This is a genomic window from Hymenobacter sediminicola, from assembly GCF_014250515.1.
In the GTDB taxonomy this organism is placed as follows: Bacteria; Bacteroidota; Bacteroidia; order Cytophagales; family Hymenobacteraceae; genus Hymenobacter; species Hymenobacter sediminicola.
Genome location: NZ_CP060202.1, coordinates 1755186 through 1771191 on the forward strand (window position 1 = coordinate 1755186; position 16006 = coordinate 1771191).

At 58.4% G+C, this 16006-nt stretch carries 10 protein-coding genes; 5 read left to right on the forward strand and 5 right to left on the reverse strand.

Going from position 1 to position 16006, the window contains the following annotated elements:
• The first annotated feature begins 28 nt into the window (after positions 1-28).
• Positions 29-5161: a putative type IX secretion system sortase PorU2 gene (porU2, locus tag H4317_RS07465; protein WP_185889500.1), complete on the forward strand. Its 5133-nt coding sequence runs from the start codon at positions 29-31 to the stop codon at positions 5159-5161.
• A gap of 115 nt (positions 5162-5276) precedes the next feature.
• On the opposite strand, the gene H4317_RS07470 is transcribed toward porU2, so the two are convergent.
• From H4317_RS07470 to H4317_RS07480, 3 genes are all read right to left on the reverse strand, one after another.
• Positions 5277-5762, reverse strand: a complete 486-nt coding sequence (locus tag H4317_RS07470; RefSeq protein WP_185889501.1) for a dihydrofolate reductase — start codon at positions 5760-5762, stop codon at positions 5277-5279.
• A 122-nt stretch (positions 5763-5884) separates the two neighbouring features.
• Positions 5885-6847 carry a methionyl-tRNA formyltransferase gene (fmt, locus tag H4317_RS07475; RefSeq protein ID WP_185889502.1) on the reverse strand — a complete coding sequence of 321 codons (963 nt, stop codon included), beginning with the start codon at positions 6845-6847 and terminating at the stop codon, positions 5885-5887.
• Positions 6848-6923: 76 nt separating this feature from the next.
• On the reverse strand, positions 6924-8180 hold the full coding sequence (locus H4317_RS07480; RefSeq protein ID WP_185889503.1) for an exo-beta-N-acetylmuramidase NamZ family protein: 1257 nt from the start codon (positions 8178-8180) through the stop codon (positions 6924-6926).
• A gap of 114 nt (positions 8181-8294) precedes the next feature.
• Here H4317_RS07480 and H4317_RS07485 point away from each other — a divergent pair, with 114 nt between their 5' ends.
• Entirely contained in the window at positions 8295-9443 is a 1149-nt protein-coding gene (locus H4317_RS07485; RefSeq protein ID WP_260625854.1) for an ABC transporter permease, read from the forward strand.
• An 85-nt stretch (positions 9444-9528) separates the two neighbouring features.
• On the opposite strand, the gene H4317_RS07490 is transcribed toward H4317_RS07485, so the two are convergent.
• Positions 9529-10215, reverse strand: coding sequence for a peptidoglycan DD-metalloendopeptidase family protein (locus H4317_RS07490; RefSeq protein ID WP_185889505.1), 687 nt, complete (start codon positions 10213-10215; stop codon positions 9529-9531).
• A 274-nt stretch (positions 10216-10489) separates the two neighbouring features.
• Between H4317_RS07490 and H4317_RS07495 the strand changes: the two genes are divergently transcribed.
• Positions 10490-11599, forward strand: coding sequence for a ferredoxin--NADP reductase (locus tag H4317_RS07495; RefSeq protein ID WP_185889506.1), 1110 nt, complete (start codon positions 10490-10492; stop codon positions 11597-11599).
• 140 nt (positions 11600-11739) lie between these two features.
• Positions 11740-13485 (forward strand): M3 family oligoendopeptidase, encoded by a 1746-nt coding sequence (locus H4317_RS07500; protein ID WP_185889507.1) that lies wholly within the window; start codon positions 11740-11742, stop codon positions 13483-13485.
• A 231-nt stretch (positions 13486-13716) separates the two neighbouring features.
• Here the strand turns inward: H4317_RS07500 and H4317_RS07505 are convergent, their stop codons facing one another.
• The gene (locus H4317_RS07505; protein WP_185889508.1) at positions 13717-14301 is read right to left on the reverse strand and encodes a hypothetical protein; all 585 of its coding nucleotides are present in this window, start codon (positions 14299-14301) and stop codon (positions 13717-13719) included.
• A 377-nt stretch (positions 14302-14678) separates the two neighbouring features.
• On the opposite strand from H4317_RS07505, the gene H4317_RS07510 reads away from it, so the two are divergent.
• Positions 14679-15800 (forward strand): T9SS type A sorting domain-containing protein, encoded by a 1122-nt coding sequence (locus H4317_RS07510; protein WP_185889509.1) that lies wholly within the window; start codon positions 14679-14681, stop codon positions 15798-15800.
• The last annotated feature ends 206 nt before the right edge of the window (positions 15801-16006 follow it).

Genomic DNA, 16006 nt, shown 5'->3' on the forward strand with positions numbered 1-16006 from the left:
CCTGAGCATATCGTTTTACGATTAGAATATGAAACAACACTACCGCGTCCGGCTTCTGGTGAGTTGGTGCAGTCTGCTGCTGGCATTAGTGGCCTTCCGGCCAGCTCTGGCGCAGGCTCCCGCCCCCTTCGGCAACGAGTGGATTGTGCCCAGCCAGCAGTACTATAAGATTCAGGTACTGAAAGACGGGCTCTATCGCCTCGATCAGCAATATCTGACGCAGGCCGGCATCAGCGGCGTGAACCCGCAGCGGATTCAGTTGTGGCGGCGGGGCCGGGAAGTGGCCATATTCGGGGGCGGCAACCAGACCGCGCTGGATGCTACCACTTACTTCGAGTTCTACGGCCAGCGCAACGACGGCAAGCTGGACCAATACCTATATAAAGGAGGCACCGCCACCCAGCCCCACGACCTGTATAGCCTGTATACCGACACCGCCGCGTATTTCCTTACATGGTCGGCTACTGCTAACGGCCGGCGCATGGCCCAACCGACGGTTGCGCCTACAGCCGCGCCTCACCCACACCGGATGGCGCGCGAGCTGGACTTATTCACTTCCAGGATTGCCTATGTAGACGACGCCAGTTTTGTCTACCAACCCTGGGGCGAAGCAGGAGAAGGCTACTTATCTGCTGCGGCTGCGGCAAATGCAGCTCTTACAGATTCCCTCTGGAGCCGTAGTGCCACTGGCCCGCGGCCGGTAGTGGAGGTACTACTGGTAGGAGCGTGGCCCGGGCAACGATCTGTGGACGTGTCTGTCACTATTCCGGGGGGCACTGCCACGCGTTTTCTGGGTACGGCTGCGCTAACAAACTATGGAAAGCAACGGCTGCGCCTGCCATTGCAGGATGCAGATATAGATGCCAGTGGAAGAGTGAACCTTGTGTTTACTGCCACTGGCTCCCCTGCAGGAAACAACAACAGATTCAGAGTAGCATATGCCCGCTACATGTATGCGCAAACCAGCCGCTGGTTTGCGGGCCGCAAGCACATACAATTTGCCAACGACTCTACCCTTACCGGCCCGGCTTATTATACCCTAGATTCCATTCCGGCGACTGTCGCTGGCTTTGACGTAACGGACCCCTACAATGCGCAGCGGATAGCAGGAACTAGCTTGGGCGGTCTGCGGCGGGGCTACGTATTTCCGGATGCCAGCAATCGGACTCGGACGCTACTCCTCGCCGACGAAGCAGTGGCCTCCGTACCCCGGCCAGCTAAGCCGGTTCGGTTTCGAACTTTGAATGCAGCCAGCTCCAACTTCCTCATCGTTAGCAGCAAAATTTTGATGCGTCCGGTGGGAGGTGTGAATCCTGTGCGGGCCTACGCCGACTATCGGGCTTCCACGGCCGGCGGCCGCTACGACACCGTAATAGTGACAGCCGAACAGCTCTGCAACCAGTTTCACTACGGTGAGCGGTCAGTGGACCAGGTGCGCAACTATGTGCGGTGGGAACTGGCCAACTCGCCGGCGGCTCAAACCAACTACCTGCTGCTATTAGGCAAAGGATTGATAGTAGGAGAGGCCTTCCGCAACGGCAGCAACTTCGAAATTGACCTGATACCCTCCAGCACGCGAAGCGGTTCAGATAATTTTCTGTCGGCTGACTGGGAAAACAATAGCTATGTGCCCCGTATGCCCACTGGGCGCCTATCGGCTACCAATCCGCAGGACGTCATCAACTATCTGGACAAACTCAAAACGCATGAAGCGTTAGGGCCGGAGCCGTGGCGCAAGAATATCTTGCATCTGGCAGGAGGTGAGGACGTGGATGAGTACGCAGAGTTTGAGGGCTACGTCGACAAATACAAACGGCTGGCCGAACGCCCGCTGTTCGGTGGAAAAGTGGTTAATACCTACCGCCGGGGGCAATCTGGTGGCAGCAATCTACCAGTCAATATCACTATTGCGCCCGAGGTAAATGCAGGTGTTTCACTCGTGACCTATTTCGGGCACGGTTCTACTACCACTTTCGACCTGAATTTTGGCGACCCATCGGAACCGGGTAAAGGCTACAACAACCCCGGCAAATACCCAGTATTTCTGCTCAATGGTTGCGCTGCTAATGCCGTGGACCGGCGGAACTACTCAAAAGTGGTTTCCGAAAACTGGATTTTTTCGGCTAACAAAGGCGCAATAGGCTTTATGGCCGCTTCCGATGAAGCCTTTGCCTACGACCTAGACGCCTTTAGCACCGAATTTTACAAAGTTGCCTTCAACGAGCCTGCGTGGTATGGCAAGCCCATTTCGGTGCTACAAGCAGAAGCGGCGCGCCGTATGGTGGCCTCTGTAGGGCAGTCATCTTCAATTGCGCTAAGCCAGATGACGGTGTGGCTCGGCGACCCGGCGCTGCGGTTCTACTCACCCGAAAAACCCGACTTCATTGCCAATCAGACCGGCGACGTGCAGGTATTGTCTAACAATACCGGCCCGCTGCAGGCGGCTTCTCCCGACCTGAAGGTGGTGGTGAACGTGAAGAATCCCGGCAAAATCACCTACGATTCGCTCGATATCCGGCTGACGCGGCGCTACCCGGCTACCAGCACAGGCACCCGCACGCCAGACGTGTTTACCTATACCGTGCGGCAGGCCTGGCGCGACACAACGTACGCTTTCGTGCTGCCTAATTCGGGTAACGTGTTCGGGGAAAACTGCTTTGAAGTAGCCCTCGACTACCGCATGCGGATAGACGAGCTGAGTGAAACCAACAATGTGGGGCAGGCCTGCTTCAACTTCCTGCAAGGCGGTGTCACGACGCTCTGGCCGCCGGAGTTTGCCATTGTTCCGGCTACCGGCCTGCGGCTGGTAGGCCAGACCAACGACCCGCGTGGCGCCTCCCGCGTCTATGAAATGGAACTGGACACGGTACCAACGTTCAACAGCGGCCCGGCTATCAAGCAAACCCGGACCGTCACCACGACGCTGCTGCCCGACTGGCGCCCCACGCTGCCTGCTCTGGCTGGCCGCGATAGTGTGGTATGGTACTGGCGCCTACGCTTCCAGACACCTGACCCAGCACTCAACGAGAACGGTGACTGGGCCACCAGTTCGTTCCGCGTGATTCCGGGCAGCCCCGGCGGCTGGTCACAGAGCCACCACGGCCAGTTTAAGCGCGACCAGCTGACCAACGTAGATGTAGCCGCTCCCTCGGGCCGCTGGAACTTCGCCGATGTAAGCCAGGCCGTGACGATGGTGACACGTGGCGGTGGCACCGGTGCGTCACCAACGTTCAACCAGATAACAGACGGTATTACGGCGGCCACTTCGCCTTTCGTGGGCAACTGCAGCATTGGAGTCCCGAATATTATTGTGGCCGTATTCAGCGGCCAGACGCTACGGCCGGTGCGCAATGTGGGCGGCGGAACCTACGATTCCTGCGGTCAGGGCAATCTGCGCTTTTACCACTTCGCCTTGTCTGGCACCGACAACATCAACACGCCTGCCCGCCAGGCCCAGTTACAAACACTGCTCACCAACGTACGCCCCGGCGACTACGTGGCGCTGCTGTCGGTGAACAAGGTGAATTTTACCTCGTTCAGTGCTTCGCTAAAAGCTGCGCTGACCTCGTTGGGAGCCACCCGCATCAACACCCTGCAGGACAGCGACCCGTATGCGCTGCTGGTGCAGAAAGGCCCTGGTGCCCGCCCCGTGCAGGAGCTCACTGCGGACCCAGCCAGCGCTACACCCCGCGCCAATCAGGTGATTACGCTGAACGGGCAAATTCAGACTCGCGCCGGTAGCGGCACCGTCACGTCTGCCCGCATCGGGCCGGCGCGGCAGTGGCAGAACCTCTTCCATACGGTGCGCACACCCGATGCTTCCGATGCCTACACGCTGCAGTTGGTGGGCATCGATACGTTGGACGTCGAAACGGTACTGAACCCCAATGTCACCAACCGGAACCTAGCGCTGGCTGGTATTTCGGCCGCCCGGTATCCATATCTGAAGCTGATGCTGACCCTGCGCGACACAGTGAACCGCACGGCTCCGCAGCTGGAGCAGTGGCTCGTGACCTACGAAGGCGTTCCGGAAGGCATTGTACGCCGCGACCTGGCCACGCCTACTACCGCCTACGACGCTGCCACGCTGGCCCGGCAGGCTACCGAAACCGGTGTCATTACGGTGCCGGTGGTTTTCCAGAACGTTTCGAACATCAACTTCAGCGGCCCCATGAAAGCCCGCATTACGGTGCGCGACAACACCAGTGCCCGCACGCAGCTGGTAGATGTTCCCGGCGGCCCACTGCTGGCCGACAGCCAAGTTAGCTTTGAGGCGAAGCTGAATGTGGTGGGCATGGCCGGCACACTCAGTGGCAACGTCATCGTGAATCCGCGGCCGACTGCGCCGCGCGAGCCCAAGGCCCTGCCCGAGCTGTACTACTTCAACAACGAGCTGACGCTGCCTGCCTTCCAGGTAGATGGCCGCAACACGCCGCCGGTGCTGGATGTGGCCTTCGATGGCCAGCACATCCTCAACGGGGATATTGTGTCGCCTTCGCCAACCATTGTGGTGCAGCTCAAGGACGATGACCGGCTGCGGCGCATCAAAGACCAAAGCCACTTCGATTTGCTACTGACCTCGCCCGGCCAGGCCACGCCGGTTCCTATCAACTTGAACGGAGCCAATGTGCGCTTCGAGTCGGACTCGACGAAAGGCATGGCCCGCCTGACGGTGGAAATGGGACGCGGCCAGCAGGCGCTTGATAATGGCACCTATACGCTGGAAGTACAGGGCCGCGACGCCACCGGCAACGCCGCCGGCTCTGAGCCCTACCGCGTGACGTTTGTGGTCGTGAAAGAGTCCACCATCACCAACATCTATCCCTACCCGAACCCCATCACCAGCAAAGCACGCTTTGTGTTCACCCTGACCGGCAGCGAGATGCCGCAGAACATGAAGATTCAGATTCTGTCCTTGACGGGCCGGGTAGTGAAGGAAATCATGATGGCGGAGCTCGGGCCGCTGCGCATCGGCAACAACATTACAGAGTACGCCTGGGACGGCACCGATACGTACGGCGACCGGCTGGCGAATGGCACCTACCTATACCGCGTCATCATGGACGACCCCAGCAACAAGTTCAGCCGCCGCGCCTCCAATGCCGAAGCCGACAGCCGCGCTTTCAAAAAGGACTGGGGCAAGCTGGTAATACTGCGCTAAGAACGCAACAGGTCTGTATCGGAAATAGAAAAGGGCCGCCCATGTGGGCGGCCCTTTTTATGGTTATTACTACTGCTTGGCTCAGAAGCTGCGTGGATTGGGGACCAGCAACTGCCTATCTTCTGCGCAATACAATGAAGCTGAAGGCATAGGCGTGCTTCTCATCCGGCTCGTGCCGCTCGCGCGACTCCTCCCGCCATTCGGTGTTATTCAACTCCGGAAACACCACGTCGCCCTCAAAAGTGTGATGCACCTCCGTCAGGTAGATAACGTCGGCGGCGGGCAGGGCCTGCCGGTAGATTTCGGCTCCCCCAATAACGAATACTTCTTCGTCTAGTTGGGCCGCTTGCTCGAGTGCATCGGGCACGGAGTACGCCACCTCACAGCCGGGCGCCTGCCAGCCGGCCTGGCGGGTGACTACAATGTTAGTGCGGTTGGGCAGCGGCCGGCCGATACTTTCGTATGTGCGGCGGCCCATCACTACGGGGTGGCCCTGGGTGAGTCGTTTGAAATGTTTTAGGTCGTCGGGCAGGTGCCAAAGCAGTTGGTTATCGTTTCCGATGACGTTGTTTTCAGCAATGGCCACTACAAATGCGAGCATTCAATCTGGTTTTATAAAGTGGTAGTAGACTTGACAAGTCTACTTCTGGTCGGGTTGTTTTAGGCAGGCTGCGCTGCATAGTTGCGGGCTACTAACCAGCACGGCAAAAGACAGCAAGGTGCCTACTCGCCGGACTTCTGCGTTAGCACGGCAGCATTGAAACCGCGCAGAAACTCCTGCACCGGCATCCGCTTTTTGCCTTCCAGTTGCACGTCGAGCAGGTCGAGCAGGCCGGCGGCAGTCTGCACGCGCAGGTAGGTGCGGCCATCGGTGTGCCAGGTGCCAGCACCGCCCGCATCGGGGCCGCTGGCCTCTTCATCGTCGAAGGGCTGGGTCTTGAAGACTTTGAGCGTGCGGCCGTCGGGGAGTTGCGTGAAGGCCGTGGGAATGGGCGAAAGGCCTCGCACGCGGTTGGCCAGCGCCGGCGCCGATTCGCTGAAATCCAGTCGGCCGGTTTCCTTCTGAATCTTGGGAGCTGCCCGTAGTTGCGTGCTTTCCTGCTGGGGCAGGCTGGGGGCGGTGCCGGCCGCAATGGCCTGCACCGTGCGCAAAGCCAGCGCCGCGCCGGCCGTTTTCAGCTTCTCATAGAGCGTCCCGAAATCGTCTTCATCGGCAATAGGCACGATGTCCTGAAAAATAAGGTCGCCGGTATCTATCTCGTGGCGCAGGAAAAAAGACGTGACGCCAGTTTGGGTTTCGCCATGGATGAGGGCCCAGTTGATGGGTGCCGCGCCTCGGTACTGTGGGAGCAAGGAAGCGTGAATATTGATGCTGCCATGCGGCGGCATGTTCCAGACGGCCTCAGGTAGCATCCGGAATGCTACCACCACCTGCAAATCGGCGGCGTAGCTCTTCAGCTCCGCCTGAAACTCCGGCGACTTGAGGTTGGTGGGCTGCAGCACCGGCAGCCCGTGCCGCACGGCCGCCTGCTTCACTGCCGACTCCGCCAGCTGCCGGCCGCGCCCGGCCGGTTTGTCGGGCGCCGTCACCACGGCTACCACCTGGCAGCCTTCCCAGCTAAGCAACGCGTCCAGCGTGGGCACCGCAAACTCGGGTGTGCCCATGAAAATGATTTGGAGAGGCATACGATATAGTGACGCTAAGTCTAGCTTCGCGAAGCGTGAAACGATGAGTGAGCTGGCTACCCTACGGACTGGCGCGCTATTGCTCAGGATACAGCAGGTACTTCTTGCGCATGGCCTTGTACTGGGCTAGCGCCGGCTCCCAACTCTGCCGGATTTCCTTTTCCGTCTTGCCCACAATAACCATCTGGCGCACAGTAGACGTGCCGGTCAGCTGCTCGAAGTATTTACCGAAAAACTTGTCCTTGGCGGTGCTTTGCTGGTAGAAATCCAGCAGATACTTCACCGTGAAACCCACGTCGTTGCCGGTCTGGCGCAGGTCGAGGCCGTAGCATAGCTTGCCGTTCTGGGGCGGTGTGGGCGAGCCGGTATTGGGCTTGGGCGTGAAGCGAAACGGCCGCGCAGTCGGTTGTGTAGGCGCGCCGATTACCTCAAACGGCATATCGGTGCCGCGGCCTACGCTCACGTCCGTACCCTCAAACAGGCAGATGGTGGGGTAGAGAATTACCGAATGGGCGTTGGGCAAGTTGGGCGAAGGACGAACCGGTAGTTCGTAGCGGGTAGCGTGCGTGTAGCCCGCCACAGGTACTACCGTGAGCTTGCACTGCTTGCCGCCGGCCAGCCATTTCTCGCCGTTTATCATTTGGGCCAGCTCGCCTACCGTGAGGCCGTGCACCACCGGAATAGCGTGCATGCCCACAAACGACTTGTGCTGCGGTTCCAGCACGGGCCCGTCTACGTACCAGCCATTGGGGTTAGGACGGTCCAGAATGATGACTTCCTTGCCCTGTTCGGCGGCGGCCTCCATCACATAATGCATGGTGCTGATGAAAGTATAAAACCGAACGCCCACATCCTGAATATCGAAAACCAGCACGTCTACATCGGCCAGCATTTCTGGGGTAGGCTTTTTGGTGGCGCCGTAGAGGCTGCGCACCGGCAGGCCGCTACGGGCGTCTTTGCCGTCTTTAATCGTGGCCCCATCGGCGGCTTCGCCCCGGAAACCGTGCTCCGGCCCGAATATCACCTTCACGGGCACACCCTGTGCCAGCAGCGTATCGACCAGAAAAGCCCGGCCAACCAGCGCGGTCTGGTTCACTACCAGTCCTACGCGCTTGCCTTTCAACTGGGGCAGGTAGCGACCGAACTGTTGGGCCCCTACCTGAAGCGGCGTGGCGGCCGGAGCGGGCTCAGTGAGCACCTGCGGCGGCGAAACCACTGTGGCTGAGGGAGCCGCACCAGATGAGGTGGCGGCCGATTGGGCAGGTGGGGTGGCGCTGCAGTTGGCGAGCAACAAAGTGGTACTCAGCAGGCTGGAAAGATTGGCTAGAGGCATCAGGAAACGAAGCTAGGAAACTGATTGTAGACGCGTAGCTTTACGGCAGTGAACGTCTCGCGGTACATATCCCACAAGATTGACGGAGCCGACTCGGGGTCTTTTACCTCGTCGGTGACAAAGATAGCCATCATCAGCATTGCCATGGGCGTTGCCGTGATGATTGTGTCCTTTGCTATCCTCGAAGGATTTCGCAACGAAATCCAGAGTAAGATATTCTCTTTTGGCGCGCATTTGCAGATAAGCAAGTATGACACCAACAACTCACTGGAAGTAGAGCCGATTGGTGGGCCACGCCTTGTGCAGGACCTGCACCGCTTCCCGCAGGTGCAGACTATTCAGCCCTTCGCTCGCAAAACGGCCATCATCAAAACCAAAGAAGAAGTGCTGGGCGTCGTACTCAAAGGCATTTCGGAGGAGGATGGCCGCTCACCGATGCGCGAGAACCTGCTGACCGGCAAGTTTCTGAGCTTCCCTGATTCTACGGCCAGCAACGATATTCTGCTCTCGCGCAAAGTGGCCGATAAGCTGCGGCTCAAAGTCGGCGACGATGCGCTGTTCTACTTCATTCAGAACCCGCCGCGGGTGCGCAAGTTCACGGTGAAAGGTATCTACCAGACCGGACTGGACGAGTTTGACGAGGTGTACGTAATCGGCGACATCCGCCAGATTCGGGAGCTGAATGCCTGGCCCGACTCGCTGGTGGGTGGGGTGGAGGTAGTGCTCAAGGACTTCAATCGCTTGGATCCGGTGGCGGAAAACCTCTACGAAAACCTGCGCTACGACCTGAAGCTGGACAAGATAACAGACCAGTATGCCCAGCTCTTCGACTGGTTGCAGTTGCTCAACCGCAATGTTATCATCTTTCTGATCCTGATCATATTCGTTGCCACCTTCAACATGGTGGCTACTATCTTCATCATGATTCTGGAGCGCACCAATATGATTGGGGTGCTGAAGGCCATTGGCGCTACCGACCGCCAAATCCGGAGCATGTTCTTTTTCCGGGGCCTGAGCCTGACGTTGCGCGGCATGCTGTTCGGCAACTTGGTGGGGCTGGGTTTCTGTGCCCTGCAGTACTACACCCACCTCATTCCTCTCGATCCGGAGAACTACTACATGGACCGGGTGCCGATTTTCTGGGACCCTAATATTATCATCATTCTCAATGCAGCCGTATTTGCCACCTCGCTGCTGGCAGTACTGATTCCGACCTACCTGATTTCGCGCATCAAGCCCGTTACAGCCATCAAGTTCGACTAAAGGCAACACCATTATCAATGGACTGGGCGACTGTGCCTCCAGGAAATACTCCGGAGACGCAGTCGCCCAGTGTGTTAGTGAGAGTCTATAGCCATTGGCTCTGCAGAATCAGGTTAGGGTTGGGGCAAATCGCCGCCCATTTCTCCTGCTCTTCCGGCAGCGCTACGCCGGGAAAGTCGCCGCTCAGGCCTAGCATATCAGCTATTACCTGAAAGTGCAGATGCGGTGGCCAGTCACCATTCTCGGGGGCTGGGCCCACTTCCGTGAATGTCTGGCCTTTCTCGATAACCATGCCAGGCCGCAGCAGCGCAGTTTCGCGGCGGCTCAGGTGGCCGTACAGCGTATAGAACGTGTCGCCTTCCAACTGGTGCTGCAGAATAACAGTCGGGCCGTAGTCGCCGAAGTTGTCGTTGTCCTGTACACTGTGCACGGTAGCATCCAACGGGGCCAGCACTGGCGTGCCAGCCCGTAGCCATACATCTACGCCGAGGTGCAGGGAGCGGGCCGGCACGGCCGGGTCGCCGAACAGGCCGGGGCTGCGGCGATAAATAACCCGGTTTTCAAGGTAGCCGCCCACGCCGATGTGTGCCTCCTTGTTGGCCAACAACTGGGCTACCAGTGCTTCGAAAGCGGTTGTGTCGCGCAGGTCAGCGTCGCGGATGAGAGGATTGGCGGCCGTAAAATCGAGACGGGTTACATCCGGCGCATTTAAGTCGACGGGCAGCACCGGGCCAAATTCGTGCTGATGGCGTTCAAGCAGGTCGGAGAGCATAGAAATGAGAAAAACGGAAAAGCTGCCGCGCGCTGTGAGCATCCCGGCGCGGGTTTGGCCAGAAGGGAAAACCACGCGCGGCGCAGTAGAGTTGAAGAGAAGAAAAACAGGTCCCGATACGCAACGCTGTAGCCCTGTGGCATCGAAATGAGGCCAAACGGCAATATCTTATACGTTGCGTATTCGTAGCGCAAGCTAAAGCTTACGCTACAGAATCACGTACTTTGCAGCCCTGTTTCCCAGTCCTCAAGACTCCAAGCTCCTACCAATTCTAATGAGCAGCCCATACCTTACGCTTACTGTCGTGGCCCTCACCCAGGAAACCCCCGACGCCGTTACGATTCATCTGGAAGCTCCCGGCCGCCAGACCATTGCCAGTGCCCCGGGCCAGTTCCTGACCCTGATTTTACCCTGCGGACCCGGCGGCAAAAAAGAGCGTCGCGCCTACTCGCTCAGCAGCACGCCCGGCGAAGCGCCGCGCCTGTCGGTTACGGTGAAACGTGTTACGGGTGGCTTGGTGAGCAACTATCTGCTTGATACAGTACGCGTAGGGCAGCAGTTGGAGGCCATGGCCCCGCTCGGCAATTTCACGCTCAGCACCAACCCTGGTACAGCTCGCTCCCTGGTGCTGGTCGGTGCTGGTTCGGGCATCACCCCGCTGATGAGCATGCTAAAGGCCGCGCTGCGTGACGAGCCCCGTAGCCAAGTGCTGCTCGTGTATGGCAACCGCAACGAGGAATCAGTGATTTTTGCTGAGCAGCTTCGGCAGCTGGAAGCGCAAAGCGGCGGCCGCCTGCAGATAGAACATGTCTATAGCCAGCCCACCGGCCCGGTAGCCGCCCACCAGCATACCGGCCGCCTCAACCGTACCATGCTGCTGCGTATTCTGGAGCAACGCCACCAGATGCCGCCTGCCCAAGCCGAATACTTCCTGTGCGGCCCCGATGGCATGATGGCCGAAGCCAAATCGGCGCTGGAGTTGCTGGGAGTGCCCGAAAGCCGCATCCGTCGCGAGAGTTTTGTGGCTGCCGCCGATACGCAGGAAGCCGCTGCCGCCCAGCCCAACGGCCATGGCGACGTGTCGGACGCCGACGATGATGGCCAGATTGTAACGCGCACGGTAACCGTTAACTACGAAGGCACGGAGTACCAGTTTGAGGTGAAACCCAGCCAAACCATTCTGGAAGCCGCCCTCGACCTAGACATTGACCTGCCGTACTCGTGCCAGGCCGGCCTGTGCACCGCCTGCCGTGGCAAGTGCCTCTCGGGCAAAGTCCATCTGGATGAGCGGGAAGGCCTTTCCGACTCGGAAATGAAGCAGGGCTACGTACTGGTGTGTGTGGGCCATCCGCTGACCCGCGACGTCGTTATCGAAATTGACTAACTGAACGAAAGAAGCCGCTCTGGTTTTATGTAGCAACAGCAATGCCTGCTGCAAGGCATTGTGCCAGCATAGTGTACGGTGTCGCTCAGCTCACAAAAGATGCGGCATCGCGCCGGACATTTTCTCGTATCTTCTTCCTTATGACAACTAATTCCCTCGATCTGCAGGTGGCTTCCGCTACCGATACGCAGCGCCCGCCCCGGCACTATTTGCCCGAAGATTTTAGTGTAACGGACTGGACAACTCTGGAGCCCTTCTTCATTGAGCTGCGCGACCGGTCTATTGCCTCCGGTCCGGAACTGGAGCGCTGGCTGCTCGACCGTTCGGAATTGGAATCGGTGCTGAGCGAGGACCTCGCCTGGCGCTATATCCGCATGACCTGCGACACACAGGACGAGCAGCGGAGCACGGCATTTCAGTTTTTTGTCAGCGAGATTGAGCCCAACGTAGCCCCCTACGACCACGCGCTGAACGAGAAAATGATGGCGTCGGAGTTTTTGCCGGAGCTGGACCAGGAGAAGTACCGCGTGTTTCTGCGCTCGGTGCGGCAGGCGCTGGAAATCTACCGGGCCGAAAATATTCCGCTCAAAACCGACATCAGCACCAAGCAGCAGCAATATGCTGCTATTGCTGGCGCCATGACCGTGACTTTGGATGGCGAGGAAATGACGCTGCCCCGCGCTGCCGACCGTCTCAAAAACACCGACCGCGCCGTGCGGGAAGAGGCCTACCGCGCCATTCAGGCCCGCCGCCTCCGCGACGCCGAGCCGCTGGACTCGCTCTACACCGAGCTGATTGGCCTACGCCACCAAATGGCATTGAATGCTGATTTTCCCAACTTCCGCGACTATATGTTTGCGGCGCTGGGCCGCTTCGACTATACCCCGCAGGACTGCCGCAATTTCCACCAGGCCATCCGCGAAACCGTCGTGCCGCTGATTGATGACCTAGACCTAGAGCGCCGCCAAGACTTGGCGCTAGCAGAGCTGCGCCCTTGGGACCTGGATGTAGATGTGAGCGGCAAAGCACCCATGCGGCCGTTTGAAACAGGGGAGGAGTTGCTGGAGAAAACCATCGACGTGTTTCAGCGCCTCGACCCGTACCTCGGCGACTGCCTGCGCACCATGCGCCAGATGGGCCACCTCGATTTGGAAAGCCGCAAGGGCAAAGCGCCCGGTGGCTACAACTACCCGCTCGATGAAACCGGCGTGCCGTTCATCTTCATGAATGCCACCAGCTCCCTGCGCGACGTAGTGACGATGCTGCACGAGGGCGGCCACGCCGTGCATTCTTTTCTGACCCGCAACCTGCCGCTGGGTGCCGACAAGCACCCGCCATCTGAGGTAGCCGAGCTGGCGTCCATGAGCATGGAGTTGATGAGCATGGACCATTGGGACGTGTTTTTTACGGACGCTGACGAGTTGCGCCGCGCTAAGAAAACTCACCTTGAAAGCGTGCTGGAAACCTTCCCCTGGGTAGCCACCATCGACAAGTTCCAGCACTGGGTATACGAAAATCCGGAACACACCGAGGAGCAGCGCCACCAGCAGTGGCAACAGGTCTTCGACGAGTTCAACCAACGGACCGTGAGCTGGAAAGGGCTGGAAGGCTTCAAGCCGTATTTGTGGCAGAAGCAGTTGCACCTCTACGAGGTGCCCTTCTACTACATTGAGTATGCTATGGCGCAGCTTGGGGCCATTGCCGTGTGGCGCAACTACCGCCAGAATCCGCAGGAAGGCCTCGCCGCGTATAAGCGCGCATTGGCACTGGGCTACACCGCACCCATCGGCGACATCTACGCCGCTGCCGGCATCCGCTTCGATTTCAGTACCAGCTACCTGCGTACCCTCGCCGACTTCGTGCGCGACGAAATGGCAAAGCTCTAGGGCCAAAACGTAAAAAAGCGGCCGGAATATTCCGGTCGCCTTTTCCACAACCAACTCAACCAGACAAAATGCGCCGCAGCGCGCCGCATCAGTAGGTTTCACTAAAGAGCTGTAGATGAACAGTTAGGTTGCATGGGCCTGAAATTTCCTTGCCCTTCAGGTTCTTATGAAGCTAAAAAATCCCCGCTGCACAGGTTGCAACGGGGATTTTTGTTGGTGGAAACCTATCCGCTATTCCTGCAACTCAAACAGTGGCAGTGGAGCAAGCTGGCTGTACTTGCCTCCCAAGCTTTGCAGCTCACTCTGGTGCAATTGCAGATAATTGTTGAATTGCTTGGCGGCGCGGTCATACTGCACACGGTAGCCCACCACCTGCCCGTCGTATTGGCCGATGGTATCGAAGGTGTTCTGGACCGTAGTGCTGGGGGAGCTTGGCCCGGTTGCCGTTAGGATTCCGCGCAGCGAAGTCAGCAGCGAGTCCTGCGCCATATCATACTGGTCTATCTGGGTCGACTGCATGGTAAGCTGCTGATAGCGGCGGGCCTTGAGGCGACTGTTGGCGCGGCTGAGCTGCTGTAGCTGCTCTTTGTTGGCCGTGGGGTTGCGTTCCAGCTCACTTAGTATCTGGGCGGTAGCAACAATTTTGGCGTCGTCGCTGGCCATCATCTGGGTCCAGCGGGTGTCTACGGAGTCGCGCAGCACATCCAGTTGCGCTCTGGCAGCAGTAGCAGAAGCCGGGTCAAGGGGTTTGGGAGTACGGTTGCAAGCAGTGAGGACAGCAGCCAGCAGAAGAGCCAGCCAAAGCGTGTGTTTCATAGTGCTAAATAAGTGTCGAACAGACAAGCTATGAGCAGAGGAGGTTCCTGAATACTGCTAACCAGCCAACAAATATGCAGGCTGTAACCGGATTCGTATGCCAACCCGATAACGGCATTTGTGCTATTTCCGCATGATAAGGCTACGGGCCGGAAAAGCGACACAGATTACACTTACCACGTGCTGTACGCCGCCGCCAAGGACAAGAAGCTGCTGGTGGTAAAGAAATTCTGGCATGGTTGCATGTCGGTCGGCGCTGATAATCAGTATGCTTACAACAATATAGGGCAACCCCTTTATCATTTGGTAACGTATAAAGCCCGGCCAAAGTCCTTATCTTTGAGGCCGGTTCAGTCAAACATTCACTTCCCCCTTACATGAAAAAGAATTACTTACTGGTGTCGGCGCTGCTGCTGGCGGCTGCTACTTCCCGTGGCCAGGGCACCGAATTGTTTCTCTCGGAGTACAATGAAGGAGCTCACCAGTCAGGCCTGAGCTACAATGGTGGCGTTTCCAACTCGACCGGCAACGAGCGGGCAGTGGAAATCTTCAACCCCACCACGTCGGCTGTTAACCTGAATGCCTATTCCATCCGTCGCTACTCCAACGGCAGCACTACGCCGGTTGATGAGGAGCGTCTGATGCGCACAACGGGTGCTAACACGCTGAACTCGGCGGCGGCTTTCGTGTATGCCAACGGTGAGGCTACCCTCACGGACCTCACCACCAAGGCTAACCAGCGCGGCGCTACGCCTTACAATACCAACGGAGCCAACTACATCAGCCAGGGCGGTGCCCCAACCGGCAACGTAACCTACTTCAACGGCGACGACGCTCTGGGCCTGGTACGCTGGACGGGCGGCACGGCTGGCGTTGGGACGGCAGTATTGGTTGATATTTTTGGTGTAATCGGCAACCAGCCGCTACCATCGGGTGGCGGTACGGGCACGGGCCAGTGGAGCGGTACCAACCCCGCTGATGCTCCTGTTATCGTGAACGGTGTGAGCGTACAGCCTTTGGTAGCTTCGGCTAACCAGTCGCTGATGCGTCGGGCTTCGGTTTCGTCGGGCACTCGTGTCAATCCAGCCGTTGCTTCTTACAATATTGCCGATCAGTGGGAAGCGTATAGCTTTGCTTTCCCTCCCGGAGGTACCTCCAACCCCGCTGGCCAGAGCTACTCGCGCCTCGGTGAGCACAACGACTACACCGGCCCTTTCGGCACCTACGGTCCGTTGAAAGTTCTGGAGAAATTTAACAACGGCATCAGCGTGTATCCGAACCCCGCTAGCGGCTCGGCTACCATCGAGCTGAAAGATGTAAAAGTGGGTTCTATCGTCGTGCTCAACGGCCTGGGTCAGCGCATCTCGGCTCAGCCGCAGGGCTTGGCTTCTGAGAAAATTACCCTCGACATCTCGGGCCTGAAAGCTGGTCTGTACTTCGTGCAGTTCGTGTCGAAGGATGGTCAGACCACGCTCTACAAAGAGCTGATGGTGAAGTAAACGACTGACAGAACCGGACGCGTCATCTGTGTTTCGCTTCTGTACTGTCTACCTGAAAGGCCGCTTCCAACGAAGCGGCCTTTTTGTTTGCACATCTGGCTGAAGCCCACGCCAACCGTAACAGCGGGGCTCAGGCGCAGTTGCGTACCTTTGCCTTCTGGTAGCTCATGTCTGTTTTTGCGTAATGCAGGCCGGCCCGGCTACCC

What these genes read in the sequence shown, in the direction of transcription:
- porU2 (WP_185889500.1), top strand. Translation starts at nt 29, where the DNA reads ATGAAACAACACTACCGCGTCCGGCTTCTGGTGAGTTGGTGCAGTCTG.
- H4317_RS07470 (WP_185889501.1), bottom strand. Translation starts at nt 5,762, where the DNA reads ATGCTCGCATTTGTAGTGGCCATTGCTGAAAACAACGTCATCGGAAAC.
- fmt (WP_185889502.1), bottom strand. Translation starts at nt 6,847, where the DNA reads ATGCCTCTCCAAATCATTTTCATGGGCACACCCGAGTTTGCGGTGCCC.
- H4317_RS07480 (WP_185889503.1), bottom strand. Translation starts at nt 8,180, where the DNA reads ATGCCTCTAGCCAATCTTTCCAGCCTGCTGAGTACCACTTTGTTGCTC.
- H4317_RS07490 (WP_185889505.1), bottom strand. Translation starts at nt 10,215, where the DNA reads ATGCTCTCCGACCTGCTTGAACGCCATCAGCACGAATTTGGCCCGGTG.
- H4317_RS07495 (WP_185889506.1), top strand. Translation starts at nt 10,490, where the DNA reads ATGAGCAGCCCATACCTTACGCTTACTGTCGTGGCCCTCACCCAGGAA.
- H4317_RS07500 (WP_185889507.1), top strand. Translation starts at nt 11,740, where the DNA reads ATGACAACTAATTCCCTCGATCTGCAGGTGGCTTCCGCTACCGATACG.
- H4317_RS07505 (WP_185889508.1), bottom strand. Translation starts at nt 14,301, where the DNA reads ATGAAACACACGCTTTGGCTGGCTCTTCTGCTGGCTGCTGTCCTCACT.
- H4317_RS07510 (WP_185889509.1), top strand. Translation starts at nt 14,679, where the DNA reads ATGAAAAAGAATTACTTACTGGTGTCGGCGCTGCTGCTGGCGGCTGCT.